The organism is Streptomyces sp. SID5643 (genome assembly GCF_009872555.1).
GTDB classification, from domain to species: Bacteria; Actinomycetota; Actinomycetes; order Streptomycetales; family Streptomycetaceae; genus Streptomyces; species Streptomyces iakyrus.
Window position 1 is genome coordinate 1 of sequence record NZ_WWIC01000167.1, and the last position, 26,778, is coordinate 26,778.

Consider the following 26,778-nt stretch of genomic DNA (forward strand, 5'->3'; position numbering starts at 1 on the left):
GGGGGTGTCCGTCCTCGGAACGGCGCGATGGGGTCTCACGCCGACTGACTGTTCGTTGACGCGCCAACCGCTGCGGGCGGACCTGCTCGCCGTACGCGGGTGGGGGCCGCCCCCGCTGGGGGCATGCGTGCCTCCCCCAGTGCCTTAAGGACCTGGGAGGTGCCCCCAGGGCGGCACGGGTGGGCGTGGGGGTCCCCCCCTGCTCGAGCGAAGCCGAGAGCTCGGGGGAGGCACCCCGCACCGCCGGGCTGCGGACCCACCCGGCCTCAACACCCACGCCGAGTACTCGGCACCGGCAGCGTTTACGCCAGCGCCAGCCACGCCACCGCCGCGATGACCGCCACGGCGACCACGACGCCGAGGATGAGACCGATGCGCGGCCCGCCGCTGGACGGGGCCGCCGCCTGACGGCCCTGCGGGGCCTCGTCGACGAACGCGCGGAACATCTGGGTGCTGCCGGCGGGGTCGTGATTGCCCTGCGGGGCCTGGTTGTTAGCCATGGCCCGAGACCCTAGCGAAAACGCCGGGGCTCCCCAAGTGGGGGTTGGGGTTCCGATTCGCCCTGACCGGCCCCTACCACCGGGCTCGTCACCAGCACATTTACTCCCGCAATACTTGCCTTTGCCAACTTTTTGGGTGCGCACCCCCCTCTTTTATTTGCCTTCAGCAACCAACAGCTCATACGGTTGCCCTAAGCAACGAAAGCGGGAGGTGTCATGGCCGAACAGGCGCAGTACGAAGAGCTGGTCCGCCAGTTCAGCGCCTTCGGTGCCGTGAAGCGGGAGCTCGGCCGGATCATGCCCGCCGAGTGCCCCGGCGGGTCGGCGGCCGTCCTGACGCTGCTGGGGCGCCACGGCGACATGCGCATGAGCAAGCTCGCCGAGCTGCTGGCGGTGGACATGTCGGTCACCAGCCGCCATGTCGCGCACGTCGTGGCCCGGGCCTGGATCGAGCGTTCCCCCGACCCCGCGGACAGACGCTCACGCATCCTGCGCCTCACACCCGCGGGCCACGCACAGCTCGACGAGCTGTCCCGGCGGACCACCGAGGTCCTCGCCGAGCGCCTGAGCGACTGGTCGGACGAGGACGTCGGCCGGCTCACCAGCCTCATGGCGCGGCTGAGGGAGAGCTTCGACTGCCGGCCCGGGACCCGGGCAGCGCCGGCCGCTTTCGACCAGACCACCCGTACACCCGCAAGCACGTAAGAGAAGGAAGCCCATGGCAACGACCACACCAGCCGGTGTGCGGGCTCATGCCAAGCACGGGGGAGGCTCCCACGGCTCCTCCGGCGACGGCACTCCGATGACGCACCGGCAGATCATGGAGGCCCTCACCGGCCTCCTGCTCGGCATGTTCGTCGCGATCCTGTCGTCGACGATCGTCTCCAACGCCCTGCCCCGGATCATCAGCGACCTCGGCGGCGGCCAGAGCGCCTACACCTGGGTCGTCACCGCGTCCCTGCTGACGATGACCGCCTCCACCCCGCTGTGGGGCAAGCTCGCCGACCTGTTCTCCAAGAAGCTGCTGATCCAGCTCGCGCTGGTCGTCTTCGTGCTCGGCTCGGCGGCGGCCGGCATGTCCCAGAACCCGGGCATGCTCATCACCTTCCGCGCGGTCCAGGGCATCGGCATGGGCGGTCTGTCCGCGCTGGCCCAGATCATCATGGCGGCGATGATCTCGCCACGTGAGCGCGGCCGGTACAACGGCTACCTCGGCGCCACCTTCGCCACCGCCATGGTCGGCGGTCCGCTGGTCGGCGGTGTCATCACCGACACCGACTGGCTCGGCTGGCGCTGGTGCTTCTACGTCGGCGTGCCCTTCGCCGTGATCGCCCTGATCGTGCTGCAGAAGACCCTGCGCCTGCCCGTGGTCAAGCGGAAGGTCAAGGTCGACTGGGCCGGCGCCTTCTTCATCACGGCGGCCGTCTGCCTGCTGCTGGTGTGGGTCACCTTCGCCGGTGACAAGTACGACTGGGTGTCCTGGCAGACGTACGCGATGGTCGGCGGTTCGCTGGTGCTGCTGGCGGTGTTCGTCCTCGTCGAGGCGAAGGCGAGCGAGCCGATCATCCCGCTGCGGCTGTTCCGCAACCGCACCATCGCGCTGGCCTCGCTGGCCTCGCTGTTCGTCGGTGTCGCGATGTTCGCGGGCACCGTCTTCTTCAGCCAGTACTTCCAGCTGGCCCGGGACAAGTCGCCGACGATGTCCGGCGTCATGACGATCCCGATGATCGCGGGCCTGTTCATCTCCTCCACCGTCTCCGGCCAGGTCATCACCCGGACCGGGCGCTGGAAGGGCTGGCTGGTCGGCGGCGGTGTGCTGGTGACCTCGGGTCTGGGACTGCTGGGCACGATCCGGTACGACACCGAGTACTGGCACATAGCGATCTTCATGGCGCTGCTGGGTCTCGGCATCGGCATGATGATGCAGAACCTGGTGCTGTGCACGCAGAACCAGGTGGAGCCGGGCGACCTGGGTGCCGCCAGCTCCACGGTGACCTTCTTCCGGTCCCTCGGCGGTGCCGTGGGCGTCTCCGCCCTGGGCGCGGTCCTGGGCAACCGGATCACCGACTACGTCAAGGACGGCCTCGCCGACCTCGGCCCCAAGGGCGCGTCCCTCGGTCACGCCGGCACGGGCGGCGGCGGCATCCCCGACCTGAGCACGATGCCCGCGCCGATCCGCACCGTCGTGGAGAGCGCCTACGGCCACGGTGTCGCGGACGTGTTCCTCTACTCCGCCCCGCTGGCGCTGCTCGCGATGCTGGTGTCGCTGTTCATCAAGGAGGTCCCGTTGAAGACGAAGGGCGGACTGGCGCAGGCCGCCGACACGCAGACGCCGGCTGTGGTTCCGGCCGAAGCCGCCGTCGAGGCCGCCGAAGCGGAGAAGACCGTGCCGAGCTGGGCCGTGGCCGAGACCCGGGCCGCCGACGGGACCGGGCCCGAGGCGACACAGCGGCTCGCCGCCGTCGCCACGGCCGTGCCTGCCGAGGAGGCCTCCGGAGGCGTCCCGGTCAGCGGCTTCGTCCGCGGGAACGAGTCCGCGCCCGTGCCGCAGGCCGCCGTCACGCTGATCTCACTGGCCGGGCGTCAGCTGGGCCGGTCCGTGGCGCAGGCCGACGGCTCCTACGCGGTCGACGCGCCGGGCGCGGGGTCGTACGTGCTGATCGCCTCGGCCGACGGGTTCCAGCCGCAGGCGTCCACGGTCGTGGTGAACGGCGAGCCGGTCGCCTACGACATCCTGCTCAGCGGCACCAGCGGGCTGACCGGCCTGGTGCGGGCCGCCGTGAGCGGGCAGCCGGTCAAGGACGCCATGGTCATCGTGACGGATGTGCGGGGCGACCTGCTGGCCAACGGGACCACGGGTGAGCAGGGCGAGTTCTCCTTCGCCGAGCTGGTGCCGGGGGCGGTGACCGTCGCGGTGAACGCCGCCGGGTACCGGCCGCGCGCCCTGCCCGTCGAAGTGAGCGGCACCGGGGTCACCCGGGTCGAGATCGACCTGGAGGCGGGCGCCCGCGTCCAGGGTGTCGTCCGGGCCCCGCACGGCCCGCTGGCCGACGCCCGGGTGACGCTGGTCGACCAGGCGGGCAACGTCGTCGGCTCGGCCACGACCGGGGCGGACGGGGCGTACGCCTTCACCGACCTGGACGGCGGCGAGTACACCGTCATCGCCACGGGCTACCCGCCGGTGGCCACCGCCCTGACGGTCACGGGCGCCGGCACCGACGCCCACGACATCGAACTCGCCCACCCCGGCGAGTAGTCCGGCCCCGGCCCGTGACAGGTGGGCGCGCTCCGAGCGGAGGTGCGCCCCCCGTCGCGGGCCGGTTTCTTTCTGAGGAGCAGTTGAGATGGGACTGACCGCGAGGATCCGCACCCGGGACGGATGGGCCGTGTCACACGCGGTCGTCACGGTGGCGGACATGACCGGCGCGCAGGTGCTGCGGGCCGAGGCCGACGCGGAGGGCGCCATACGGGACGCGACGCCGATGGAGCCGGGGGCGTACACCGTCATCGTCACGGCCGTGGGCTATGCGCCCGCGGCCTCCAGCGTGATCGTGACCGCGAGCGGGCGGGCCGAGGCCGGCACCGTGACGCTGGCCCGCCAGGGCGGCACCGAGCTGCCTCCGCCCGGGCCGTGGACCGTCGACCCGGTGCACTCCAGCGTGGCCGCCGTCGCCCAGCACCTGGGCATCTCCAGCGTGCACGGCCGGTTCACGGAGTTCTCCGGCTCGATCGAGATCGCCCCGGACGACGTCACCAAGTCGCGCGTGGAGGCGGTGATCCGGGCCGCTTCCATCGATACCGGCAACGGCATGCGCGACGGGCACCTGAAGTCACCGGACTTCCTGGACGTCGAGCGGTTCCCGGAGATCACCTTCCGGTCGACGGGGCTGACGGCGGCCGGGTCCGACCGGTGGACCGTCCACGGCGAGCTGTGCATGCACGGGGTCGTGCGGCCCGTGGACCTGGATCTGGCCTACCTCGGCACGGGTCCGGACCCGTGGGGCGGCACCCGGGCGGCGTTCCGCGCGACGACCGAACTGCACCGCGAGGACTTCGCGATGAACTACAACCAGGTCCTGCAGGCCGGCATCGCCGCCGTCGGCACGACGCTGAAGGTGGAGCTGGACATCCAGGCCGTGCAGGGCGCGTCACTTCCGGCGGTGTGAGTCCGGGGCGGACACCCGCGCCACCAACTGGTCGCACAGGTCCCGGAGCTTGACGTTCCGGTCCTGCGAGACCCGGCGCAGCCGCTCCAGCGCGATCCGTGCGTCGATCCGCTCCCGGGCCATCAGGATGCCGACCGCCTGGTCGATGACGCTGCGGGAGAGCAGCGCGGTGCGCACGTCGGCCGCCGACTGGCGCCGGCGTTCGATCCGCAGCGCCACGACGATCGCGTCCCCGGCCCGCGCCGCGAAGGCCCGGGCCGCCTCCCGGCCCGTGTCCAGCGCCCCGGCCCGCACGCCGTAGCAGTTGAGCGCGGCGCCGCTCTCGCCCTCGACGGCGACCGGCACCGCCAGCACACAGCGGACGCCCGTGGACAGCGCGTACTCCGTGTACGCAGGCCAGCGGGACTCCTCGGCGAGATCCGGGGCGTACTGCTCCTCGCCGGTCTCGGCCGCGTCCACGCAGGGCCCCGAGCCGTTCTCGTACTGGCGCAGGTCCAGGCCGCTGGGCATGCCGTCGCTGCCGGCCAGGGTGAGCAGCCGGCCCGCGCGGCGCACGGTGATGCTGCACGCGTCCGCGCCGGGCACCTCCTGCACCGCGCGGTCGGTCAGATCACGCAGCAGGGTGTCGAGACCGCTGCTGCGCACCATCGCCTGGTCCAGCGTGTCGGACGCTTCGGAACTCATGACCGTACGGGTATCCCCTCACCGGCCCGACACGCCTCCTGACGTAATTCACCTCACCTCAGGGGGTGTTGTGCGCACCGACGATCCGGCGGGCGAGGTCGCGCAGTTTCACGTTCTCCCGCTGGGAGGCCCGCACCAGGCTCTCGAAGGCCGCGGACGCGTCGATGCCCTGGCGTTCCATGAGGATGCCGGTGGCCTGGCCGATCAGGTCCCGGGTGTGCATGGCCTCGGTGAGCTGCTCGCGCACGGTCGCCGAGTCCAGGGCGATGCTGACGTGCGCGCTGAACAGCCGGCCTACGCGCGTGGCCTCCTCGTCGAAGACGCCCGGCTTGCGCGCGTACGCCGTGAGGACGGTCAGCCGGCGGCGGTCGGCGCGCAGCCGCAGCGACAGCGCGGAGCGCAGCCCCAGCGCCGCGAGCACGTCCCAGCCGTCGTCGGCCTCGCTGTCCGTTATGCGCGTCATCGGGCTGTTCCACAACTCGTCCCACAGGCCGTGCTGTTCGCGGCCGGTGTGCCGGGACTCGGCGGAGCGCACGACCTCGTCGGTCCAGGCGAGCGTACGGAGCTTGTTGCCGCGTTCGAGCACGGAGATGCCGGCGTGCTCGGCGCCCGGCATGAGATGCACCGCCAGCCGGACCGCCGTGCGCAGGGCGCTGTGCGGCGTGAGGGTTTCGTGCAGCTGCCGAGAAGCCACCGTGAGGGCCTCGGCCAGTTCGGCGCCAGCCGGAAAACGGGGCAAATCAGGAAACTCGGACGCAGCCACCACGAACCTCTTCGGCATGCACGGCCATGGCCGTGCGCAGGAGAGCTCCGCAGCACATTCCCGACTGCGAGCACAGGACGGACAGCACTCTAACTGTTCGGTTGCCTCCAAGTGACGCCCGGCCGACGTCGCTGCGGGGCGCTTCCACGACCCGCCCCCGGCATGGTGGAATGGCGCAACGGGTCAGGAAGCGGCCTTACCGGAAACCGGACGAACGTCTGCCAGGTGAGTGCCGTGACCTTCTTCACGAATCCCACAGAACCGCGCGACCTCCCCGGTCGCGTCCACCTCACGATGCCCGCCGAGATCGACTTCTGCAACGCGGCGGAACTGCTGCCCCTCGTCATGTCCGCAGCCGGGGCCCGTGGTGACCGGCTGGAGGTCCTGGTCCTCGACCTGAGCACGACCTCCTTCATGGACTCCCAGGGCGTCCGCCTCATCAACGACGTGCGGCAGCTGCTGCCTCCCGGCGCCGTGGTGCGTCTCGTGGCCCGGCCGGAGGGGATCACGAGCCGCGTCCTGGAGCTGACCGGCCTGCGCCGGGACGTCCCCGTGTACGACGACCTCGCCGAAGCCCTGGCGTCGTAGGCTGCCGCACATGGCACCGAACATCGCGACGAACACCCGCGTCTCCCTGGAGGAGCTGCTCGACTTCGTGCGCCCCCGGCACCACGCGATCCTGCTCACGCGCAGGGCCGGCGGTGGCCCCCAGGGCTCCCCGCTGACCTGCGGTGTCGACGACTCCGGCCGGATCGTGGTCTCCACCTACCCGGAGCGCGCCAAGACCCGCAACGCCAAGCGGGACCCCCGCGTGAGCCTGCTCGTGCTCAGCGACGACTGGGACGGCCCCTGGGTGCAGATCGACGGCACGGCCGAGGTCGTCGACGCCCCCGACTCCGTCGAACCGCTCGTCGAGTACTACCGGAACATCGCCGGCGAGCACCCCGACTGGGACGAGTACCGCGCGGCCATGCTCAAGCAGGGCAAGTCGATCATCCGCATCACGCCGGAGCGGTGGGGGCCGGTGGCGACCGGCGGGTTCCCGGCGCGGCTGGTCGAAGGGGAGTAGGTCAGCTCTCCCCTGCGGCCTCCGCCTCGCGGGCCACCATCGTCTCGATGCCGGCGATCAGCAGTTCCAGCGCGAACTCGAAGTCCCGCTCCAGCATCTCCGCCACCGTCTCCCCGCCACGCGCCTCCATGAGCTCCCGCGACTCCCGCATGACGTCCGCGGCCTGCGGGGCCTCGGTCACCGCGCTCACGGCGTCCTGGAAGTACTCGTCCACGGACATGCCGGCGGCCGCGGACCGGGCGGAGAGGTGGCCTTCGAGGGTGCCGTAGCCGTAGACGAACTGGAAGACGGCCGAGATCCCGCTCGTCAGCCGTTTCGCGGGCAGCCCCGTCCTGCGCATGACGCGCTGTACGACCCTGGAGAAGGCCAGGTTGTTCGGGCCGATGTTGAGGAAGGTGCCGACCAGCGCGGACACCCAGGGGTGGCGCACCAGCAGGGTTCGGTAGCCCCGGGCCAGCACTCGCGTCTGGTCGCGCCAGTCGGCGTCGTCGGCCTCCGGATCGGGCAGGACCATCTCGCCCATGGCCGCGTCCAGGGCCAGTTCGAGCAGGTGGTCCTTGGTGTCGACGTACCAGTAGACGGACATCGCGGTGACGTTCAGCTCGCCGGCCAGCCGCCGCATGGAGAACTTGGCCAGGCCCTCTGCGTCCAGCAGCCGCACGGTGGCCTCGATGATCCGGTCCCGGTCCAGCCCCGAGGGCTGCCCGCCACCGCGCCGCCGGCGCGCCGTGCCCTCCAGCCAGACGCTGGACCGCGACTGATCCTGCCGGGCGGCTTCCGCCATGGCGCACCTTCCTCGATCTTCCAACGCCGCTCATGCTAGATGCGCCGTCTTTTCGGGAGCGCGGGGCTGTGCCGATGTGCGGCTCCGCCGCGTGGGCGCGATCGACCACGACGAACCCGCACCCGCACCCGCACCCGCGCATACGACCAGCGTCGAGCTCCTAGGCCGACTCTGCCCGCTCGGCACGCCGCAACAACCCTGCCGCGACCAGCCCACCCGCCAGCACGGCGACCGCACCCACCAGCTGACTCGTCTCCAGGCCGGAGGCGAACGCGTTGGAGATCCTGGCCTTCTCCTCGGCCGAGTCCGCCGCCGCCAGCGCCGCCGGCAGCGATGCCGCCGACACCGCGACCAGCGACGCGAACCGGGAGTTGAGCACCGCCCCGAGGACGGCGACACCCAGCCCGTTGCCGAACTCCGCGAGCGTCCCGTTGATCCCGGCTCCCACACCCGCCTTCTCCGGCGGGATCGCCCCCATGATCGCGTTGGCCATGGCCGGCATGGACAGCGCCACACCCGCCCCCATCACGACCAGGCCGAGCAGCATGCCTTCGTACCCGTGCCCTCCGAGCAGCGCGATCGCCGCGAGACCGGCGGACACCAGGGTCATACCGAGCGCGATCGCCGCCGGCGTGCCCGCCTTGAGGACCAGCTTCGCCCCGACCCCCGTGAAGTTGAGCGCGACGACGGTCAGCGCCAGCGGCGCCGTCCGCAGCCCGGCGTCCAGCGGCTCGTAGCCGAGGACGAACTGGAGGTGCTGGGTGAGCAGGAACAGCGACCCCGTCATGCCGAACGCCACGAGGATCGCGCCCGCGACCGCGCCCACGAACTTCTGGTTGCGGAAGAAGTGCATGTCGAGCATCGGGTGCTCGGTGCGCAGCTCCCACAGCACGAACAGCCCGAGCACGGCCGCGCCGATCAGCGCCGAGACCAGCACCTGGGCGGATGTCCAGCCGTGCTCGGGCCCGGTGATGATCGCGTACACGACGGCCGTCATGCCTATGGTCGAGAGCACCGCGCCGAGCAGGTCGGGCCGGTCCCCGGCCTGGTGCTTGGACTCCGGCACCAGCACCGCGACCGCGACCAGGCCGAGCAGCGCGACCGGGATGTTGATCAGGAAGATCGCGCCCCACCAGAAGTGGTTCAGCATCACGCCGCCGATCAGCGGGCCGGCCGCGAAGCCGAGCGAACTGACCGTCGACCACAGCGCGATGGCCTTCACCCGCTCCTGGTCGTCGAAGATCTGCACGACGACCGCGAGGATCGTGGTCATCAGCAGCGCGCCGCCGACGCCCATGCCCGCGCGGGCCGCGATCAGCTGGCCCGGGTTCTGGGAGAGGCCGGCCGCCAGCGAGCCCAGGCCGAAGATCGCCAGGCCGGACATCAGCAGCAGCTTGCGGCCGTAGCGGTCGGCGGCGTTGCCCGCGGTGAGCAGCAGGCCCGACTGGACCAGTGCGTAGGCGTTCATCATCCACTGGACGTCGGCGGTCGTCGCGTCCATCTCGCGGGTGAGCGAGGGGATCGCCACGTTGAGGATCGTGTTGTCGAGCAGCACGGTGAGCTGCGCGAGGCAGATGACCCCGAGGATCAGCCAGCGTTGCGGGTGGCTTCCGTGGGCCGTCTGCGGCGGGGCCGTTTCCTGGGGGGACGTCGTCATGCTGTACACCGTAGAGCAGCTCCTCTACGGCGTACAACAGCGTTTCTGCGGGGACCGGCACGGGGCGGTGGCTTTCGGCCACCGCCCCGTGTCCGGTCAGGGACGTGTCAGCTGCTCGCCTCCTGCGTGAGGTCGTAGAACGTGACCGAACCGACCGTGACCTCCTTGAAGGTGGCCTCGACCCAGGACGTGATCCGGGAGGAGGTGCTGTCGCTGCTGCCGCCCCTGCCGCCCATGCCGCCCGAGGCGATGAAGTAGTGGATCTTTCCGTCCGCCACGTACTGCTTGAACTGGGCCAGGGTCGGGGACGGGTCCGTACCGTTGAAGCCGCCGATCGCCATCACCGGGTCGCCGGTGGACAGCTGGTAACTCGCCGCGTTCTGGGCACCGATGGCCGCCGCGGCCCAGGTGTACCGGTCGGCGTCGGTCTCCAGCAGCTTCTTGGCCTCGGAGCTGACGCCGGCGCCGTTGAGCAGGCCGCCGATGCCGCCGCCTCCGCCCGTACCGTCCGTACGACCGCCGTCGCCGTACTGCTGGTTCTGGCCCTGCCGGTTCGGGCCGCCGCCCGGGAAGCCGCCGCCGGGGAAGCCGTTGCCGGGGAAGCCGTTGCCGTTCTGCTGGTTCTGGCCCTGCTGGTTCTGGCCCTGCTGGCCCTGCTGGTTCGGGCCGCCGCCCGGGAAGCCGCCCCCGCCGGGACCGCCCGGTCCGCCGCCACCACCCGGTCCGCCGCGGCTGCCCGCGACCGCCGGGCCCGCCGTGACGATCGAGCCGGTGTGTCCCTCGTTCACCGTGGTGAGGGTGTACGCCGCCGGACCGGCCAGCGCTGCGACGAGGCCGAGCCCGGCCGCGCCGAGGGCGAGCCGGCGTCCCAGGCGGGCGGCGAAGACCAGGCCGAGGGCCGCCGTCAGACCGCCGACCAGGACGAGCCACCTGAGCCAGGGCAGGTAGTCGGAGGAGCGGTTGAGCAGGACGTACCCCCAGGCCGCGGTCGCCGTCATCGCGGCGGCCAGGGTCAGCGACGCCCACGCCTTGTCCCGCTTCTCCCAGAGCAGGGCCGTGCCCATGCCGATCAGCGGGGCGACGTAGGGCGCGAGGGCGACCGTGTAGTACTCGTGGAAGATGCCCTGCATGTAGCTGAAGACGAGCACGGTCGTGAGCAGCGCCCCGCCCCACACCAGGAACGCGCCACGGGTCGCCGAGGTCCGGCGGGCCTTGCGTGTGGCCACCAGCCCCGCGACGAGGAGGATCAGCGCGGCCGGGATCAGCCAGGAGATCTGGCCGCCGATGGACGAGCCGAACAGCCGGTCCCAGCCGGTCTCTCCCCAGTTGCCGCCGCCGTTCCCGCCGCCCCCACCGCCTCCGACACTGCCGGTCTCGTCGCCGTTGAGGCGCCCCAGGCCGTTGTAGCCGAAGGTCAGTTCGAGGAAGCTGTTGTTCTGCGAGCCGCCGATGTACGGGCGGGAGGCCGCGGGCCAGAGTTCGACGACCGCGACCCACCAGCCGCCGGAGACGACGATCGCGGCGAGCCCCGCGGCGAGTTGACCGATCCGCTTCCTCACCGGCACGGGGGCGCACACGCCGTACACGAGGGCGAGCGGCGGCAGGATCAGGAAGGCCTGGAGGGTCTTCGCGAGGAAGGCGAAGCCGATCGCGGCACCGGCCCACAGCAGCCACTTCGTGCGGCCGTCCTCCAGGGCGCGGATGACGAGCCAGCAGGCCACCGCCATCAGCAGCGCCAGCATCGCGTCGGGGTTGTTGAAGCGGAACATCAGCGCCGCGACGGGGGTGAGCGCGAGGACGGCGCCCGCGATCAGCCCGGCAGCCGGGCTGAACCGGCGGCGCACGGCCGCGTACACGACGGCCACCGTGCCGACGCCCATGAGGACCTCGGGCACGAGGATCGCCCAGGAGCTGAGGCCGAAGAGCCGCACGGAGAGGGCCATCGGCCACAGCGCTGCCGGGGGCTTGTCCACGGTGATCGCGTTCGCCGCGTCCAGCGAGCCGAAGAAGAACGCCTTCCACGACTGGCTGCCCGCCTGAACGGCCGCGGAGTAGAAGGAGTTGGCGTAGCCCGAGGCGCTCAGGTTGCAGAGGTAGAGGACGGCCGTCGCCAGCAGCAGGGCGAGGAAGGCCGGGCGGGCCCAGCGGGGGTCCTCGGGCCGGCCGCGCCACAGCCGCTGCGGGAAGGTCCGGGCCGGGGCACCGGCGTGCGGCTCGGGCGCCGGGGACCGGGTGCCGGGGCTCGCGCCTGTGCCGGTGGCCCGCTGGTCGAAGTGGACGGTCATCGCAGGTCCTTCGCATCGGTGTCGTGCGGGCGCACCGGCAGCAGCTGCGCGGTGGCGTCCCGCCAGGAGTCCGCGACGTCACCGGCGCGGAAGGAGGTGGTGTCGTACGAGGGCGAGGAGGCAGGGGCGGCGGCACATGCCGGGTCGTCCTCGCGCCGGTCCGGGAACACCCACGCCCGGAAGAGCAGGAAGCGCAGCACGGTGGCCGCGAGGTTGGCCGCGACGAGGACGGCCAGTTCGGTGGAGTGGGCGGGCTCGGAGGTCGCCGCGTTCAGTGCCGCGAGCGAGCCGCTGGTCAGGGCGAGTCCGATACCGAAGACCACCAGCCCCTGCGCCTGGTGCCGTACGGCCCCGCCCCGCCCGCGCACCCCGAAGGTGAGCCGCCGGTTGGCCGCGGTGTTGGCGACCGCCGAGACCAGCAGCGCGAGGGCGTTGGCGATCTGGGAACCGGTGAACACCCGGAAGCCGCTGTAGAGCAGCAGGTAGAACAGGGTGGACAGGGCGCCGACCACGCAGAATCCGACGAGCTGGCGGGCGAGTCCCTTCGGCACGTCCTCGATGCCCCGGTCGCGCGGGTCGTCACCGAACGGCCGGGCGAGCCGGTCCAGCGGCAGCGAGCCGGTGGCCAGGGCCCGGCCGATCCGCCACACGCCCTTCAGGTCGTCGGTCGCGGTCCTGACGATGTGCACGGTCGAGTCGGGGTCGTCGATCCAGTCGACCGGCACCTCGTGGATCCGCAGCCCCGCGCGCTCGGCGAGCACCAGCATCTCGGTGTCGAAGAACCAGCCGGTGTCCTCGACCAGGGGCAGCAGTATCTGCGCCACGTCCCGGCGGACCGCCTTGAAGCCGCACTGGGCGTCCGAGAACCGCGCCTGGAGCGAGCCGCGCAGGATGAGGTTGTAGGCCCGGCTGATGAACTCCCGCCTGGGTCCGCGCACCACCCGGGAGCTGCGCGCCAGCCGGGAGCCGATCGCGAGGTCGGAGTGACCGGAGATCAGCGGCGCCACCAGCGGCAGCAGGGCGTTGAGGTCGGTGGACAGGTCCACGTCCATGTAGGCGAGGACCGGGGCGTCCGAGGCGGACCACACGGCCCGCAGGGCCCGGCCGCGCCCCTTCTGCTCCAGGCGGAAGGTGGTCACCTCGGGGATCTGCGCCGCCAGTTGCCGCGCCACCTGCGGGGTGGAGTCCGTGGAGGCGTTGTCCGCGATCGTGATGCGGAACGCGTAGGGGAACGTCCGGTCGAGGTGCTCGTGCAGTCTGCGGACGCACGGCTGGAGGTCCTTCTCCTCGTTGTAGACGGGGATCACTACGTCCAGGACAGGCGTACCGGCTGGTGCGGCCGGGAGGTGCTCCCGCGCCGGCAGGGTGCCGGGAGAAGAGTCGGTTCGCATGGAACCGACCTTCGTCAGGCGCCCTGTCGTGCCGGTGTGCTGACGCTGTGACGTGCCTGTGAGTGCTGCTGCCGGCTCATGTCCGGCTGCGGCTGCGCCGGGAGCGCGGGCAGGTGCACGGTGAAGACGGTCCGCCCGGGCACGCTGTCGACGGTCACGGCACCGCCGTGCGCGCTCGCCACGGCCTGCACGATGGCGAGGCCGAGACCGGTCGAGCCCGTCGCGCGGGAGCGCGCGGAATCGCCCCGGGCGAACCGCTCGAAGACGTGCGGGAGCAACGCGGGCGGGATCCCCTGCCCATTGTCCTCGACGTCCACGCACAGCCAGGTCCCGCGCCGCTGGACACGGGCGGTGACGGTGGTGCCGGCAGGTGTGTGGGTGCGGGCGTTGCCGAGCAGGTTGATCAGCACCTGTTGCAGCCGGGCCGCGTCCGCCGACACGAGCGCGGGCTCGTCGGGCAGGTCGAGACGCCAGTTGTGGTCCTGGCCGGCCGCCCGGGCGTCGCTGATGGTGTCCACGACGAGCGGGACGAGGTCGGTCTGCCCGAACTGGAGCGGCCGTCCCGCGTCCAGCCGGGCGAGCAGCAGCAGATCCTCCACAAGGAGGGTCATCCGCCCGGCCTCGGACTCGATCCGGCCCAGCGCGTGCCGGGTGTCGGGCCCGACCTGCTCCCTGCCGCGCCGGGTGAGTTCGGCGTAGCCGCGGATGGAGGCGAGGGGTGTTCTGAGTTCGTGACTGGCGTCGGCGACGAACTGCCGGACGCGCGTCTCGCTCTGCTGCCGTGCGTGCAGCGCCCCGTGGACGTGGTCCAGCATCCGGTTGAGCGCGGCGCCGACCCGGCCGACCTCGGTGTGCGGGTCGGTCTCCGCGTCGGGGACCCGCTCGTTGAGGTTCACCTCGCCGGTGTGCAGGGGCAGTTCGGAGACGCGGGTGGCGGTGGCCGCGACGCGGCGCAGGGGGCGGGTGGCGACGCCGACCAGTACGTGACCGGCGAGACCGGCGGCGGCGAGACCGGCACCCGTGACGCTGAGCTCCACCAGGACGAGGGTGCTGATGGTGTTGTCGACTTCGGCGGTCGGGACGGCTACGTAGTAGCTGCCCTTGTCGCCGCTCTTGAACGCGACCCGGTAGTCGCCGAGCCCTGGGATGTCGACGGTCCTCGGATCTCCGGGGGACTGCGGCAGGGAGGCGAGCGCGGCGGTCTGTGCGGGGTTCAGCTTCCGGGGGCTCACCTGGTAGTTGTCGTCGGAGACGCCGTACGCGGAGTCCGTGATCCGGCCGCCCTCGACCTTGGCGACGACCGTACCGCCCGGCTGGGGCCCCCGCGTGACGAAGTCGCTGAGGCTCTCCCTCGTCTGCCCGGCGGGCCTGTCGACCCCGTCCGCGTCCGGCTCCCTGGGCGGGCTCTGCGCGGCCCTGTACGCGGCCGCGCCGAGCTGACCGTCCAGCTGCTCGTAGAGGTGGGACTTCAGCGCGAGCGTCGTCACGGTCCCGATGACCGCGCACACCACCGCGATCAGCACCACGGAAGCGACGACGAGCCGTGTCCGCAGCGTGCGCGGCTTGCCTGCCCACCGCCTGCCCGCCCCCTGCTGCGTACGCGGCCGCCGCCGTACGCTCATGAAGCCGCGGGCTTGATCAGGTATCCGGCACCGCGCCGCGTGTGGATCATCGGTTCGCGCCCGGCGTCGATCTTCCGCCGCAGATAGGAGATGTAGAGCTCGACGACGTTGGCCTGGCCGCCGAAGTCGTACGACCACACGCGGTCGAGGATCTGCGCCTTGCTGAGCACGCGCCGTGGATTGCGCATCAGGAACCGCAGCAGCTCGAACTCGGTCGCGGTCAGATGGATGCCGTCCCCGGCCCGGGTCACCTCGTGGCTGTCCTCGTCGAGGGTGAGATCGCCGACGACCAGCACGGATTCCGACCGCCGGTCGGCGGCACCGGAGCGGCGTATCAGCCCGCGCAGCCGCGCGACGACCTCCTCCAGGCTGAACGGCTTGGTGACGTAGTCGTCCCCGCCCGCCGTCAGTCCGGCGATCCGGTCCTCGACGGCGTCCTTCGCGGTGAGGAAGAGCACCGGCACGTCCGGCAGCTCCCGGCGCAACCGCCCGAGCACGGCCAGTCCGTCCATGTCGGGCAGCATCATGTCGAGGACGACGGCGTCGGGCCGGAAGTCGCGGGCGGCCTGGATCGCGCCCGTGCCGTCACCGGCACTCCTGATCTGCCATCCCTCGTAGCGCAGTGCCATGGACAGCAGCTCGGTGATCGACATCTCGTCGTCGACCACCAGCACGCGGACGGGGCTCCCGTCCGGCCTGAGCAGTTCGGTGCGCCCCTGGGGCGAGGTCGTGGTCATGTGAACACGATGTCGGGGAGCTCTGAGAACACGCTTTCGGCATCCTGTGATTTCCCTGAGAAACGCACAGGCGCTTATCGGGCAAGGCCCGGGAAAGCGCCGGGCGGATCAGAACAACCCGTCCTGCACGCCGGCCGCCTCCCTGAACTGCCGGATCGGCACGGTCAGTTCACCCGAAGCGGCGGGCACCAGACCCCACCCCGTCATCAACCGCGTGTCCAGCACCACCACCCCGCCTCCGGTGGCCAGATGCAGATCGGGCCCCGCGGCCGCGACGAGCTCCCCGCCGACCGCACCCCCGGCGACGAGCTCGCTCACCTGCCCGACGGCGACGGGCAGCCCCCCGAGCCCGAAGACCCCCACGTGATCGACGACCCTCAGCGGCTCGCGGACGAGCGACTCCGGCCACGCGGGGAGCGCGACCGCCCGCTCGTAGAGCTCGGCCACCTCACGGGCCCGGTCGTCGGCGGTCTCCGGCAGGGCGGCCCGGACCGCCCGCTTCTCGCAGTACGGGATCCGGTCGGGCACCCGCAGGGCGGCCCGCAGCAGTTCCTCCGTACGCCGCGCGGCCATGAGCGGACCGAGGCCGAGCCAGCTGAAACAGACGGCCCCCTGCTCCAGGAGCCGTGCGGAGCCGCGCGCCTCCGCCGTGATCCCGACCTTGACCATGCCGGGTCCGAACCACGCCAGATACACGTGATACGGCCGGGGGTCGTCGGCGATGGTGTCCGCCGCCACGGAGTGCGCCCGCTCCAGCCGCGCACACTCCTCGCACCGCGCCCCCGTACTGCGCCCCGGCACGGCCGCACCGACCGGGCAGGTGTGCCCCCGGGCCCCCACGCAGCTGCGCACATCCCCCTCCGCGACCCCGAAGGCCACGCGTTTCCCCCGGGTCAGCGCACTGTGCCGGCCGCCGTCCCACACCAGCACGGGACCGTCCGCCGACCACCGCAGTCCCGAGCACTTCCATGCCTGTGCCATCTCTGCCGAGGGTAGGCGGCACCACCGACAATGCGGTGCGGCCGGTGGAGACGCCCTCGCCGCGCAGAACCGGCGACCCCGCGGGGCGGGCGGTGAGGAGCGGCCTCGGCACAGGGAGCCGGCGACGAACACGCGGCGCCCACGGGGGAGTGCCCTCGGCACACGGAGCCGACGACCACACGCAGCGGCCACGCGGGAGCGGCCTCAGCGCACGGAGTCGGCCCTGGCGCCGGCGACGGTCTCCGGCTCGCTCTCGCGCTGGGCCGGCATGACCGGCACCACCACCGCACGCGCGCCACGCCCCCGTCCGGCCAGCCGGCACGCCAGGCACTCCGCGTGCCCGCCCGGAGCCGCCGAGTCCCGCACCCGCCACCCCCACTCCGCCCGGGGCCGCAGCCCCGGCCCCTTCCCCCACCCGGCGAGATGCAGGGCCCAGGTGACGAGCAGGCTCACGACCCCGATCGCCAGGCCGCCGCCGATCAGCGCGCCCGAGACCTTGATGACCCCGAGCCCCGCCACTCCGGCCCCGACGCTGGCAATGCCGGTTCCGACCCACCCTGCGACCGTGTGCCCGTGGTCATACTGATGTGCACTCACGTGTCACTCCCTCGTGCCCCCAGGGCCCCTGTCCGCCGAACCCTTCACCTGCTAAGACATTTACAGCCCAAACATCTCACGAACTAAGGGATCTGGGAATGCCAGCGAAGCCGCGTCCGGCCGCCACACCCGAGCAGGCGCTCTCGGCGATGGACCAGCTCATCGCGACTCACCTGGTCGGACAGCACGAGATCGCCCAGCAGGTGGGCCTCAATGTGACCGACCTCACCTGTTTCGCCTATGTGATCGAGGCCGGCGAGAACCTCCCCACGGCAGGTGACCTGGCGGCCCGCGTCCACGTCACCACCGGCGCGGTCACCGGCATCCTCAACCGCCTGGAGCGCGCCGGCTACATCACCCGCCTCCCCGACCCCACGGACCGCCGCCGGATCCGCGTGGCGGCCCGGCCCGACGCGGTCGCCCGTGTCCGAGAGGTCTACGAGCCGTACTACGCCCGCCTCACACACCTCTTCGCGGACTACTCTCCGGACGAGATCGCGGTCCTGCACGACTGGTTCACCCGCGCGAGCACACTGGCGGCGGATTACCTGGAGGAGCACTGCCGCCCGGACTGAACCAGAGCCTCCGTCGCTACCTGGGCTGACGTGAGTGCCGGCTCGTGCGTCGGCGCACGGTGAAGAGACAGGCGAGCACTCCGAGGCCCCAGGCGATCAGGAGTGCTCCCCACAGCGGCATGGTCACGATCGGTACGAGAAGGCGGATCTCGACGTCCGAGCGGTTCTCGAAGATGAAGATCAGAGCGACGGCGGTGACCAGAACGAAAGGTGCGAAGCGGCGGACCGCGGGCCGGGAGAAGAAGGATGTGCGCGCCTTGTGGTCTGGGCTGGACTGAGTCATGGAGTTCCTCTCCATCACGTTGCCCCTGACTCCAGCGTCCCCTTCCCCGGTGCGGACCGCCACCGACGGAGAAGAAGGAGGCCGAGAGGCTGAACCCCGGACAGCAGCCACTCCGTCACCGCGTACCGCAGAGCATTCCGAGCGGTGAGGGTCCTGGCTGTGCGTCCGAGGCCGGCAGACGTCATGGGCGTCGGCCCCTATCGCCACTCCAGGACGTCCCCCACGCTCAGCGCCCTGTCCGCGCCTCGTGCAGTGATCTTCTTCGGGGTTGCGCCGGGGGCGATGGCGGAGACGAAGAAGTCGTGCCGGGTGCCCTGGAGCGAGGCGAAGATCATCTGCTTGCCGTCCTGCGAAATGGCCCGCACCGTGTTCTTCCGGTCCGTCGCCGGGATGATCGGACCGCCCAGGGCACCCTTCGGGAGATCCGCCGTGCCGTCGAGCCGGGAAGTGTCCAGCGTCCAGAAGGAGTTCTTCCGCTTCGGGTCCTCGGTGTCGCCGAGCCGGGGCCCGCACAGCACGGTCCTGTCGTCGACCCAGCCGTAGGGGTGGCAGTCGGCGTCGAACGGGGTGCGAGCTGCCTTCACACCCTCGGCCTTGAGCAGCGCACTGCCCTGTGGCACGTCGGCCACGCTGTAGCCCTTCCAGGTGATGAAGGCCGTCGCCTTGCGCCCGTCGGGACTGATCCGGACTTCCTCGCCGAAGAGCCCGCGCACCGGGTCACCCACGAGCGCAAGGCCGGCCCCGTCCATGTAGCGGCCGTCACCGCTCCCCTGTTCGGTCGCCGCGTGGTCTCCCGAGACGGAACGGCTGGCGATCCGCACACGATCCGAGGAGTCCTTCTCGGTGAACCAGACGGCCCTGCCGTCCTGGGCGAAGACGGCGTTCTCCTCTTTCGGCGTGTCACCGAAGCCCTCGCCCTGGTCACCGGACAGCCTGGTCAGCTTGCCGCTGGTGTCGACGTACCCCACCCCTGTCGCCTCGGTCTCACGATCGATGAGGACGACGGCCATCCGGGAGAAGTCCTTGTCGAAGAGCTGCCGCAGCCGGGTGGCGGCGACGGCACGCGGCCCTTCCTCGGACGTGCCGACACCGGGGAAGTTGTCAGCGCACAGCTCCACGAGCGGGGAGGCGACGTCGTCGGCCTCCGCGACCACGGCCTCGGCCGGGACGGTGAAGGTCCGGGAGACGGTCCGTTTCCACGTCGTCGGATCCCAGCCCGTGACCGTCACGCCGGCCGGATTGCTCGCGGGCACGGAACACGAGGCGGTGACGATCACATCCCTGTCGGGGAAGTCCCCGCTTGCCCGGCCCGCGCCCTTGCTCCCGCCCTGCCGTCCCGCATTCGCCTTGGAGCCCTTGGCGCCGGGGTCGGCGTCGGCGTCATCATGGCCCCCGCCACACCCCGCGACGAGCGGAAACAGCACCGTGGCGACAGCCAGGGCAGCCGTGCCCCGACCCCGCCGGCGGCCTCCATGACCCTCAGTCCTTCTCACGTCCGTGTCCCCTCGCGATGACCTGCTCAGCAGCGGCCACGTGATCGTAGTGCGAACGGGCGTCAGTCGCCGTGGAGTTGGTTGGCGGTCGAGGAGCCGGTGCGTTGAGTGAGGACCTTGAGAAACAACCCGTGGGTGGAAGCCGCAGGCCCTGGCCACGCCTCTGACCTGTGTGCACTGGGCAGGATTCGAACCTGCACCGTAGCTCTGAAAGATCAGTCCCGGAACCAGAGAGGGCGGCGCCTGCTGAGGACTCCGTAACCGTGACCTGCTCTCCAGGGGACCCCGAACTCGGGTTCCCCTGCACGCCGTTCGCCTATGCGGCATCCACGGTCAGGGAGTAGTCCACACCAACGGCGAAGTCCTGGGCCTGCCCACGAATTGTCAGTGTGTGCTTCCCTGGCTTCAGCGGGGGCAACTGGACCCAGAGGCCGCACCCTGTGGTCGTGAGGCGCTCGTCGGTGCCTGTGACGGGGTTGAAGGCAACGCCCTTCACAGAGATCGGCTCTCCGCGGTTCTTCTCCGATTCGACCTTCTTGCCGTCCAGGACTGCGGACCCCTTGGCCTTGCTCATGAAGATTGCGCAGTCCGCCGGCTCACCCATCAGGTTCACCAGGGGAAAGGCAACAGGGACCCCTTCGGGGACGTTGCAAGTGCGCTCGGCCTGAGTGCCGAAGGTACCCGCCAGGAACCACACGTCCTGCGGCTGGTTGCGCTCACAGTCGCTCCCATCCTCGTCAGCGACCGGATTGGTGCCTTCGGGTTCCGACAACGCCCACGTCCACCACCGGCTCTGCAGATCCTCAGGAGAGAGACCGCCTTGCGCCGACGACGGCGCACCTGAAGCCCGAGCCGGCGAGTCCCCTGTTCCCTCCGTTGCGCTGCGCCCGCACCCCACCAGCGCCGCCAGGACCATGGTCATGAGCACCACTCTGCTGGTCTTGATCTTCATGAGTTCCCCTCCCCTACTGCGCACGTGCGCGCCCCCCGGTCGCATACGGATTGCGCGGACCCTGTCCGCGAGCTGGCCGACCCTCTTGGGCCACCCGTTGCCGTACTCCGCTGCTGTACGCCTCCGAAACGCAAGAGGCCCCGGATCTCTCCGGGGCCTCTCACCTGTGTGCACTCGGCAGGATTCGAACCTGCAACCTTCTGATCCGTAGTCAGATGCTCTATCCGTTAAGCTACGAGTGCTTGTTCTGTTTTTTCGCCGCTCTCGGGCCTTCCGGCTCGCTCGCGGCGACAGGAAGAACATTACATGACTGCCGCCGCCATGTGAAATCCGTTAGCCGCACCCCTTGTGAGCTGCGGAAACGGCACTTCCGGCCGTTCCTCCGACCGCTCTGCCGGACGGCAACGACAGCGAAGCCCCGGTCGGATGACCGGGGCTTCGTGATCGAGTGCGGAGGCGGAGGGATTTGAACCCTCGATGGGCTTTAAGGCCCAAACCGCATTAGCAGTGCGGCGCCATAGACCGGACTAGGCGACGCCTCCAGCATCACTCCCGCGCGAGCGCGAGCGGTGCGTGCCGATGATGACACAGTCGAGCGTGCTGTCACCAATCGACCCCCACGGTACTAGGCGGGAAGGGCGCAGGGCAAAGGCCTTGTCAGGCCGGTGCGGGCCCCACTCGCGTGGCGGCGCGCAACATCCGGGGTCGCTTCGCGTTAGTCAGGGCATGTTGCGTGCCACTCCCCGGGCCACCGCCCGCCCCGTCCTGCGGCGCCTCCTCATCGGTGCCGCCGCCTCCGTCGCCGCCGCCGGGTCGCTGACCGCCGCACCCCCGGCCGCCTACGCCCAGGCCGACATGATCGACCTCCTGTCCCCGGCCGGGCCCGACGGCCCGGACCGCGATCACCTCACCGTGACCGTGCGGAACGCCGGCGACGGGACCGACGGAACGTTCGAGCTGTACTGCGGCCCCGACGGCGGCAGCCACCCCGACCCGCGCGGCGCCTGCGCCGCCCTGGAGCGGGACACGCGGTGGGGGCAGGACGTCTTCGCGCCCGCGCCGGAAGGCGGCTTCTGCACCATGCAGTACGGCGGCCCGGCCACCGCGCACGTCACCGGCACCTGGGCCGGGCGGCCCGTCGACGCCACGTACGACCGCCGTGACGGCTGCCAGATCTCCCGCTGGGACCGGCTCGTACCGCTGCTGCCGGACATGAAGGCCGTGAGGAAGGGCTGACGCCGGCCGGGAGGGAGGGGGCGCGGTCGGTCCGGGTCCCTTTGCGCCACACTCCGCCCTCATTCCGCCAGCTCGGCGCGGCTCGGCCGAAAGGTACAGAAACGCCGCTCTCGTAAAGGTCCGGCGAAGGTCTCGCGACGTCGTCGCAGGAGGGCGGGCGTCCGGCGGTGACCCGGTCGTCAGTTCGGGGTCACTTCCTCGTGCGACCTCGCTCCCATCCGGCGTCGCGAGCGCAACCGCAGCCCTTAGACTCCCTCGCGTGACACGCCGCGGGACGGTTGGCAAGATGGCCCGAGCGGTCGGCAAGGTGCGGTAACAGGGAGGAAGCGTCTCGTGAGCAGCAGGCCATCCCGAGGCGCTGCTCGCCTCGCAGCCATACTGGACGCGCTTCCCGACGCGTTGGTGCTGGTCAACGCCAATGGGACGGTCGTCAACGCCAACACCATCGCCCTGGAGGCCTTCGAGACCCCGGGGACAGCTCTGGTGGGGCGCGGGCTGCTCGATCTGCTGCCGCAGTTCGACTCCAAGCTCATCCCCGGCTCCATGCGGCGCCCGGAGCACCTCGACCCGCAGGCCCGGACCAAGCCGACCCGGATGATCGCGCGCCGGACCGACGGGACCGAGTTCCCCGTCGAGGTCACCAGTGCGAATCTGGAGAACGGCCAGCAGGCGTACGACGGTTACGGGTACAGCGGTGACGAGCTGCTCATGCTCGTCGTGCGGGACCTGACCGGGACCGTGGACACCGAGGCCGAGCTCGCCCGGTCCCAGCGGCAGACCGAGATGATCCTGCGGGCCGCGGCCGAGGGCGTCGTCGGGACCGACACCGACGGACGGATCGTGCTCGTCAATCCGGCCGCCGCCCAGATCCTGGGATTCCGCGCCAGCGATCTCGGCGGCCGCGAACTGCACGACCTCGTGCTGCACTCACGCCCCGACGGCACGCCCTTCCCCTACGACGAGTCGCCGCTCGCCGACACCCTGCGCTCCGGGCGCAAGCACCGGGTACGCGGCCAGGTGCTGTACGCCAAGGACGGCGGCAAGGTGCCGGTCGACCTGACGACCGCGCCCGTGCGCGACGGCGACCAGCTCGTCGGCGCCGTGATGACCTTCACCGACCGGCGGCCCTACGACACCGTCGTCGAGGAGAAGGAGGCGGCGGAGAAGCGGCACGCCGAGGAACTGGAGCGGGTCGCCGAGGAGCACGCCTCCGAGCTGACCGCGCTGCGCCAGCAGCACGTCACCGAGGTGGAGGAGCTCACCGAGCGGCACGCCGAGGAGCTCGCCGCGAACGAGGAGCGGTACGCCGCCCTCGGGGAGCGGGAGAAGGACCGGTTCGAGGCGCTCGCCGCCCGGCACGAGCAGTTGCTGACCCTGCTCGGCCGGTCGCTGCGCGGTCCGCTGGACGAACTGCGCCGCGAGCTGGCCGCGCTGGCCGCCGACGACGCCGGGCAGCTGTGGCCCGAGGCCAACCAGGTGCTGCACCACCTCTCGGCGGGCTACGCGCGCATCACGACACTGATCGACAACGTCCTCGGGTACCAGCGGCTCGACGCGGGCAGCGAGGGCATTGCCCGTACGAAGGTGATGCTGGACGCCGTCGTCGCCGCCGGGGTCGACGGGGCCGTCGAACTCATCGGGCCCGGGCGGGTGCAGTTCGCCGTGCACGCGCCGCCCATCGAGGCCGAGGTCGATCCCCGGCTGCTCGCGACCGCCCTCGCGCATCTCGTCGCGGACGTGGCGGGGGTCGACGCGACCGGCAACACGCCGGTGTCCGCGGGCGGTTACCTGGACAACACCGTCGTGGTGGCGGCGGCGCAGCGCGGCGAGGTCGTCCGCATCGAGGTGCGCGGGCCGTATGCCGGTGGCGACACCGTGCACGAGCCGATCGTGCGCGGGATCGTCCGGGCCCACGGCGGTGTCTTGCAGACGCACGACGTGCCGGGGATGAGCGGGAGCGCGTACGTCCTGGAGGTGCCGATCGGGGGCGGGGCCGGGGCGGTTGCCGTCCAGCCGGTGGACGAGTCCGCCGCGCTCGCTCTCGTCGACCCTGCTGCCGTCGACCCCGCTGCCGTCGACCCCGCTGGGCAGACGGCCGGCGGGGGGCGGCGCCGGGCGCGGCGGGCCACGACCGACGCCTTCCTGGACGGAGACGTCCCGGGAGGTGAGGGTGAGGCGGCCGGTGCCCCCGCAGCCGACGGGGCCGCGCCCACCGGGCGGCGCAGGCGCCGGGCCGCCGGGGAGCAGGCGGCCCTTCCGGCGCAGGCGTCCGGTGAGGGCGGCGCATCCGGCGGCACCGGGCGGCGGCGGCGCGCGGCGGAGGACGCCGCTGCGGGTGCCGTCGGCAGTGCCGTCCAGGGGATCGCCGAGGGGGCCGTGGTGACGGCCGCCGAGCATGCGGCGGGCGCCGCCGCCTCGAACACGGGGCTGGGCGGGACCGTGCCGCCGCAGGGTGTGCCCGCGCCGTCCGATCGGCGTGGCCGCCGTGAACCCGGTGAGCAGGCCGCGCTGCCGCCGGCGCTGCCCGCGCCGTCGTCCGGCGGGGAGGCCGCCGGTCCGTCCGACGCGGCTCAGGGGCAGGCACAGCAGCCGACCGGGCGCAGGCGCCGTGCGCTGGCCGCCGCCAACGAGCGGGCGGCGGCCCAGGAGGCGGCCGGGCCGCGTCCGGTGTTCGCGCTGCCGCCGGCCGAGGCCGATCAGACCCCGGCCCCCACCACCGCTCCCGCTCCCGCTCCCGCCCAGCAGGAGGCTCCGGCCGAAGCAGGGCAGCCGGTCGCCGACGGGCCCGCGGGGGCGCCGGGTGTGCTGCCCGCTCAGGGGCAGGTGCCGGTTCCGGAGCAGGGCGCCGGGGCGGCCCACGGTGTGGCCCCCGGTGTGACCGCCGGTGTGACCGCCGGTGTGGCCGCCGGTGACGGGGCGGCCGAGGAGGGGCGGCATGACGCCGTCCCGCACGACCAGTCCGCCGATCACACTCCGCCGCAGCCGCACCCGACCAGCGCGCCGACCGGCCGCCGGCGACGGGCCGTCGCCGCGCCGCGGCCGTCCGAGGGGGCCGGGGCGCAGGTACCGGTGAGTGCCGTCCAGGCGGGCCCGGTGCCTGCGGGTTCCGTGCCGGCGGGTTCCGTGCCGGCGGGTGAGGTGCCTGCGGGTTCCGTGCCTGTCGGTTCCACGGCAACAGGTCCCGTGCCTCCCGGACCGGGCCAGGGGGCTCCGGTCCAGGCCGGCGGTGCGCCCGGTACGGCCGTGCCGCCGCACGGCGTCCCGGCTCCCGCGCAGGGGAACGTCCCGCACGGCACCCAGCCGCAGGCCGTGTCCGTCCCCGCCCAGGGCGGGCTCGGGCAGAGTGTGCAGGCGGCTCTGCCGGGGCAGGCTGTCCAGCCCCCCGCACCGGCCCAGCCCCTGCCGCAACAGGGCGTCGCCGCCGCGCCGGTCCAGCAGCCGTCGGCCGGGCCGCTCCCCGCGGAGGCCGCTCCCGGGCAGGGCACCCCGCCCCAGGGCACGCCCGCCCAGGCGACGGCGGCCCGGCAGTCCGGTGCCCAGCCCTGGCCCGCCACCGACGACACGTCGGGGGCCGGTGCCGTACACCCCGCGCCCCCGAACGGCACGCCGCCCCGGGCCGCGCAGCAGCACACGCCCGCCCCGGGCACCCCGCTGCCGCCGGAGGGGCCGCCGCGGGCGGCCCAGCCGTTGCCCGCCGAGTCCGCCGCGCCCGTCGACCCCAACTCGACGCAGGGGCGGGCGATCAGCGTGCGGACGCTGGGCCAGGGCGTGCCGTTCAACCGGCAGGCGGTCCAGGTCCAGCAGCCTTCGGCCGTACCGGCCCCGCAGTCCGCCCCGCAAGCGCAGCAGACGGCGACACCTCCCCCGCACCAGCCGGGCGGATCGGGACGTCGCCGCAAACTCGGCACGCCGCCCGACCCGGCGACGCGTACGGACCAGGCGGCCCGCCCGGAGCAGGGGCAGCCGCGTCCGGATCAGCAGGCTTCCCGCCCGGAGCAGGCCGCGCGGCCGCACCCGACGGCCGAGCACACGCCGCCGCCGGTCGCCGCGCAGGTCCCGGCACCGGCCACCGCCCCCGTTCCGGCCCAGCCGTCCCTCGCGGGTCAGTCGCGCCTGGCGCAGATGACCGAGGGCGGCGGACGGTCGTACGCCATAGGCGCACCGGACGAGAACGCCGCCGAAGGGCCGGAGCCGCTGGACGGGCCCGGCGGGGCCGTCGAGGTGGCCGATCCGCCGCGTCCGCAGCCGATGGACGACGAGCTGCCGCCCGAGCCGCTGGACAATCCGCGGCGGCTGCTGGTGTGGCCGGCGCCGGACGTCAGCACCCAGCAGGCGCTGAGCGACCGCGGCTACCGGCCGGTGATCGTGAACTCGCGCGAGGAGGTCGACGCGCAGATCGCGGCCTTCCCCGCGGCGCTGTTCGTCGACCCGCTGACCGGGCCGATCACGCGGACGGCACTGCAGTCGCTGCGACAGGCCGCCGTGGCCGCTGAGGTGCCCGTGCTCGTCACGGCCGGGCTCGGGCAGGCCTCCCGGGACGCGGCGTACGGCGCCGACCCGGCCGTGCTGCTGAAGGCGCTGGCGCCGCGCGACAGTGAGCAGCACCCGCCGCGGGTGCTGCTGATCGAGGAGCACGCGGAGATCGCGCTGGCGCTGACGGCGACACTGGAGCGGCGCGGCATGCAGGTCGCGCGGGCCGCGAGCGACGCGGACGCGGTGACGCTGGCGGGGCAGTTCCGGCCGAACCTGGTCGTGATGGACCTGCTCCAGGTGCACCGTCGGCAGGAGGGGTACGCCGGGATCATCGACTGGCTGCGGGCGAACGGGCAGCTCAACCGCACCCCGCTCGTCGTGTACACCGCCGCCGTCGACCAGGCGGACCTGCCGCGGCTGGCCTCCGGGGAAACGGTGCTGTTCCTGGCGGAGCGGTCCACCAGCTCCGAGGTGCAGACCCGGATCGTCGAGCTGCTCAGCCGGATCGGGACCAACTGAGCACGGGCCGC

Annotated in this window: 22 protein-coding genes and 2 tRNA genes; 8 read left to right on the forward strand and 16 right to left on the reverse strand. The window is 72.3% G+C overall.

Annotated features, from left to right (window positions below; genetic code table 11):
- Positions 1-302 precede the first annotated feature (302 nt).
- Positions 303-500 carry a hypothetical protein gene (locus GTY56_RS20050; protein WP_033309782.1) on the reverse strand — a complete coding sequence of 66 codons (198 nt, stop codon included), beginning with the start codon at positions 498-500 and terminating at the stop codon, positions 303-305.
- Positions 501-716: 216 nt separating this feature from the next.
- Between GTY56_RS20050 and GTY56_RS20055 the strand changes: the two genes are divergently transcribed.
- The 3 genes from GTY56_RS20055 (at position 717) to GTY56_RS20065 (ending at position 4,666) form a co-directional block, all read left to right on the forward strand.
- Entirely contained in the window at positions 717-1,205 is a 489-nt protein-coding gene (locus GTY56_RS20055; RefSeq protein ID WP_161366735.1) for a MarR family winged helix-turn-helix transcriptional regulator, read from the forward strand.
- Between the two features lie 97 nt (positions 1,206-1,302).
- Positions 1,303-3,756: an MFS transporter gene (locus tag GTY56_RS20060; protein WP_161366764.1), complete on the forward strand. Its 2,454-nt coding sequence runs from the start codon at positions 1,303-1,305 to the stop codon at positions 3,754-3,756.
- A gap of 88 nt (positions 3,757-3,844) precedes the next feature.
- Entirely contained in the window at positions 3,845-4,666 is an 822-nt protein-coding gene (locus tag GTY56_RS20065; protein WP_161366736.1) for a YceI family protein, read from the forward strand.
- Here the strand turns inward: GTY56_RS20065 and GTY56_RS20070 are convergent.
- Both GTY56_RS20070 and GTY56_RS20075 read right to left on the reverse strand, forming a co-directional pair.
- Positions 4,649-5,350, reverse strand: coding sequence for a GAF and ANTAR domain-containing protein (locus tag GTY56_RS20070; RefSeq protein ID WP_161366737.1), 702 nt, complete (start codon positions 5,348-5,350; stop codon positions 4,649-4,651). The two genes, GTY56_RS20065 and GTY56_RS20070, sit on opposite strands and share 18 nt — an antisense overlap.
- A 58-nt stretch (positions 5,351-5,408) precedes the next feature.
- The gene (locus GTY56_RS20075) at positions 5,409-6,131 is read right to left on the reverse strand and encodes a GAF and ANTAR domain-containing protein (RefSeq protein WP_161366738.1); all 723 of its coding nucleotides are present in this window, start codon (positions 6,129-6,131) and stop codon (positions 5,409-5,411) included.
- Between the two features lie 207 nt (positions 6,132-6,338).
- Between GTY56_RS20075 and GTY56_RS20080 the strand changes: the two genes are divergently transcribed.
- Both GTY56_RS20080 and GTY56_RS20085 read left to right on the forward strand, forming a co-directional pair.
- A complete protein-coding gene (locus tag GTY56_RS20080; protein ID WP_524540121.1) occupies positions 6,339-6,701 on the forward strand; it encodes an STAS domain-containing protein in 363 nt (120 codons plus the stop codon).
- Positions 6,702-6,711: 10 nt separating this feature from the next.
- Positions 6,712-7,182: a PPOX class F420-dependent oxidoreductase gene (locus GTY56_RS20085; RefSeq protein WP_161366740.1), complete on the forward strand. Its 471-nt coding sequence runs from the start codon at positions 6,712-6,714 to the stop codon at positions 7,180-7,182.
- A 1-nt stretch (position 7,183) separates the two neighbouring features.
- On the opposite strand, the gene GTY56_RS20090 is transcribed toward GTY56_RS20085, so the two are convergent.
- The 8 genes from GTY56_RS20090 to GTY56_RS20125 all read right to left on the reverse strand — a co-directional run bounded on the left by GTY56_RS20090 (position 7,184) and on the right by GTY56_RS20125 (position 17,236).
- Positions 7,184-7,966, reverse strand: a complete 783-nt coding sequence (locus tag GTY56_RS20090) for a TetR/AcrR family transcriptional regulator (protein ID WP_161366741.1) — start codon at positions 7,964-7,966, stop codon at positions 7,184-7,186.
- A gap of 160 nt (positions 7,967-8,126) precedes the next feature.
- Complete coding sequence (locus GTY56_RS20095; protein ID WP_161366742.1) at positions 8,127-9,623, reverse strand: MFS transporter; 1,497 nt, start codon at positions 9,621-9,623, stop codon at positions 8,127-8,129.
- A gap of 107 nt (positions 9,624-9,730) precedes the next feature.
- Positions 9,731-11,908: an ArnT family glycosyltransferase gene (locus tag GTY56_RS20100; protein ID WP_161366743.1), complete on the reverse strand. Its 2,178-nt coding sequence runs from the start codon at positions 11,906-11,908 to the stop codon at positions 9,731-9,733.
- Complete coding sequence (locus tag GTY56_RS20105; protein ID WP_161366744.1) at positions 11,905-13,299, reverse strand: bifunctional glycosyltransferase family 2/GtrA family protein; 1,395 nt, start codon at positions 13,297-13,299, stop codon at positions 11,905-11,907. Before GTY56_RS20105 ends, GTY56_RS20100 begins: the two co-directional genes overlap by 4 nt.
- 14 nt (positions 13,300-13,313) lie before the next feature.
- Positions 13,314-14,921 (reverse strand): sensor histidine kinase, encoded by a 1,608-nt coding sequence (locus GTY56_RS20110; protein WP_161366745.1) that lies wholly within the window; start codon positions 14,919-14,921, stop codon positions 13,314-13,316.
- The gene (locus GTY56_RS20115) at positions 14,918-15,658 is read right to left on the reverse strand and encodes a response regulator transcription factor (protein WP_033309794.1); all 741 of its coding nucleotides are present in this window, start codon (positions 15,656-15,658) and stop codon (positions 14,918-14,920) included. Before GTY56_RS20115 ends, GTY56_RS20110 begins: the two co-directional genes overlap by 4 nt.
- A 108-nt stretch (positions 15,659-15,766) precedes the next feature.
- Entirely contained in the window at positions 15,767-16,639 is an 873-nt protein-coding gene (locus tag GTY56_RS20120) for a DUF2797 domain-containing protein (protein ID WP_161366746.1), read from the reverse strand.
- A 204-nt stretch (positions 16,640-16,843) separates the two neighbouring features.
- The gene (locus tag GTY56_RS20125; RefSeq protein WP_161366747.1) at positions 16,844-17,236 is read right to left on the reverse strand and encodes an HGxxPAAW family protein; all 393 of its coding nucleotides are present in this window, start codon (positions 17,234-17,236) and stop codon (positions 16,844-16,846) included.
- Between the two features lie 98 nt (positions 17,237-17,334).
- Here GTY56_RS20125 and GTY56_RS20130 point away from each other — a divergent pair, with 98 nt between their 5' ends.
- Entirely contained in the window at positions 17,335-17,811 is a 477-nt protein-coding gene (locus GTY56_RS20130; RefSeq protein WP_161366748.1) for a MarR family winged helix-turn-helix transcriptional regulator, read from the forward strand.
- Between the two features lie 16 nt (positions 17,812-17,827).
- On the opposite strand, the gene GTY56_RS20135 is transcribed toward GTY56_RS20130, so the two are convergent.
- From GTY56_RS20135 to GTY56_RS20155, 5 genes are all read right to left on the reverse strand, one after another.
- Positions 17,828-18,094, reverse strand: a complete 267-nt coding sequence (locus GTY56_RS20135; protein WP_161366749.1) for a hypothetical protein — start codon at positions 18,092-18,094, stop codon at positions 17,828-17,830.
- A 197-nt stretch (positions 18,095-18,291) separates the two neighbouring features.
- Positions 18,292-19,518 carry a hypothetical protein gene (locus tag GTY56_RS20140; RefSeq protein ID WP_161366750.1) on the reverse strand — a complete coding sequence of 409 codons (1,227 nt, stop codon included), beginning with the start codon at positions 19,516-19,518 and terminating at the stop codon, positions 18,292-18,294.
- A gap of 385 nt (positions 19,519-19,903) precedes the next feature.
- Positions 19,904-20,539 (reverse strand): signal protein, encoded by a 636-nt coding sequence (locus GTY56_RS20145; protein WP_161366751.1) that lies wholly within the window; start codon positions 20,537-20,539, stop codon positions 19,904-19,906.
- Between the two features lie 169 nt (positions 20,540-20,708).
- Positions 20,709-20,781, reverse strand: a tRNA-Arg gene (locus tag GTY56_RS20150).
- Between the two features lie 209 nt (positions 20,782-20,990).
- Positions 20,991-21,081 (reverse strand) — tRNA-Ser (locus GTY56_RS20155).
- Positions 21,082-21,265: 184 nt separating this feature from the next.
- Between GTY56_RS20155 and GTY56_RS20160 the strand changes: the two genes are divergently transcribed.
- Together GTY56_RS20160 and GTY56_RS20165 are read left to right on the forward strand one after the other, a co-directional pair.
- Complete coding sequence (locus tag GTY56_RS20160; RefSeq protein ID WP_161366752.1) at positions 21,266-21,775, forward strand: SSI family serine proteinase inhibitor; 510 nt, start codon at positions 21,266-21,268, stop codon at positions 21,773-21,775.
- 333 nt (positions 21,776-22,108) lie between these two features.
- A complete protein-coding gene (locus GTY56_RS20165) occupies positions 22,109-26,767 on the forward strand; it encodes a PAS domain-containing protein (RefSeq protein ID WP_161366753.1) in 4,659 nt (1,552 codons plus the stop codon).
- The last annotated feature ends 11 nt before the right edge of the window (positions 26,768-26,778 follow it).

Coding starts and splice junctions, on each gene's coding strand:
- GTY56_RS20135 (WP_161366749.1), bottom strand. CDS start 18,094: ATGACTCAGTCCAGCCCAGACCACAAGGCGCGCACATCCTTCTTCTCC.
- GTY56_RS20110 (WP_161366745.1), bottom strand. CDS start 14,921: ATGAGCGTACGGCGGCGGCCGCGTACGCAGCAGGGGGCGGGCAGGCGG.
- GTY56_RS20160 (WP_161366752.1), top strand. CDS start 21,266: ATGTTGCGTGCCACTCCCCGGGCCACCGCCCGCCCCGTCCTGCGGCGC.
- GTY56_RS20055 (WP_161366735.1), top strand. CDS start 717: ATGGCCGAACAGGCGCAGTACGAAGAGCTGGTCCGCCAGTTCAGCGCC.
- GTY56_RS20090 (WP_161366741.1), bottom strand. CDS start 7,966: ATGGCGGAAGCCGCCCGGCAGGATCAGTCGCGGTCCAGCGTCTGGCTG.
- GTY56_RS20050 (WP_033309782.1), bottom strand. CDS start 500: ATGGCTAACAACCAGGCCCCGCAGGGCAATCACGACCCCGCCGGCAGC.
- GTY56_RS20100 (WP_161366743.1), bottom strand. CDS start 11,908: ATGACCGTCCACTTCGACCAGCGGGCCACCGGCACAGGCGCGAGCCCC.
- GTY56_RS20105 (WP_161366744.1), bottom strand. CDS start 13,299: ATGCGAACCGACTCTTCTCCCGGCACCCTGCCGGCGCGGGAGCACCTC.
- GTY56_RS20130 (WP_161366748.1), top strand. CDS start 17,335: ATGCCAGCGAAGCCGCGTCCGGCCGCCACACCCGAGCAGGCGCTCTCG.
- GTY56_RS20120 (WP_161366746.1), bottom strand. CDS start 16,639: ATGGCACAGGCATGGAAGTGCTCGGGACTGCGGTGGTCGGCGGACGGT.
- GTY56_RS20075 (WP_161366738.1), bottom strand. CDS start 6,131: ATGCCGAAGAGGTTCGTGGTGGCTGCGTCCGAGTTTCCTGATTTGCCC.
- GTY56_RS20085 (WP_161366740.1), top strand. CDS start 6,712: ATGGCACCGAACATCGCGACGAACACCCGCGTCTCCCTGGAGGAGCTG.
- GTY56_RS20060 (WP_161366764.1), top strand. CDS start 1,303: ATGACGCACCGGCAGATCATGGAGGCCCTCACCGGCCTCCTGCTCGGC.
- GTY56_RS20145 (WP_161366751.1), bottom strand. CDS start 20,539: ATGAAGATCAAGACCAGCAGAGTGGTGCTCATGACCATGGTCCTGGCG.
- GTY56_RS20065 (WP_161366736.1), top strand. CDS start 3,845: ATGGGACTGACCGCGAGGATCCGCACCCGGGACGGATGGGCCGTGTCA.
- GTY56_RS20095 (WP_161366742.1), bottom strand. CDS start 9,623: ATGACGACGTCCCCCCAGGAAACGGCCCCGCCGCAGACGGCCCACGGA.
- GTY56_RS20070 (WP_161366737.1), bottom strand. CDS start 5,350: ATGAGTTCCGAAGCGTCCGACACGCTGGACCAGGCGATGGTGCGCAGC.
- GTY56_RS20115 (WP_033309794.1), bottom strand. CDS start 15,658: ATGACCACGACCTCGCCCCAGGGGCGCACCGAACTGCTCAGGCCGGAC.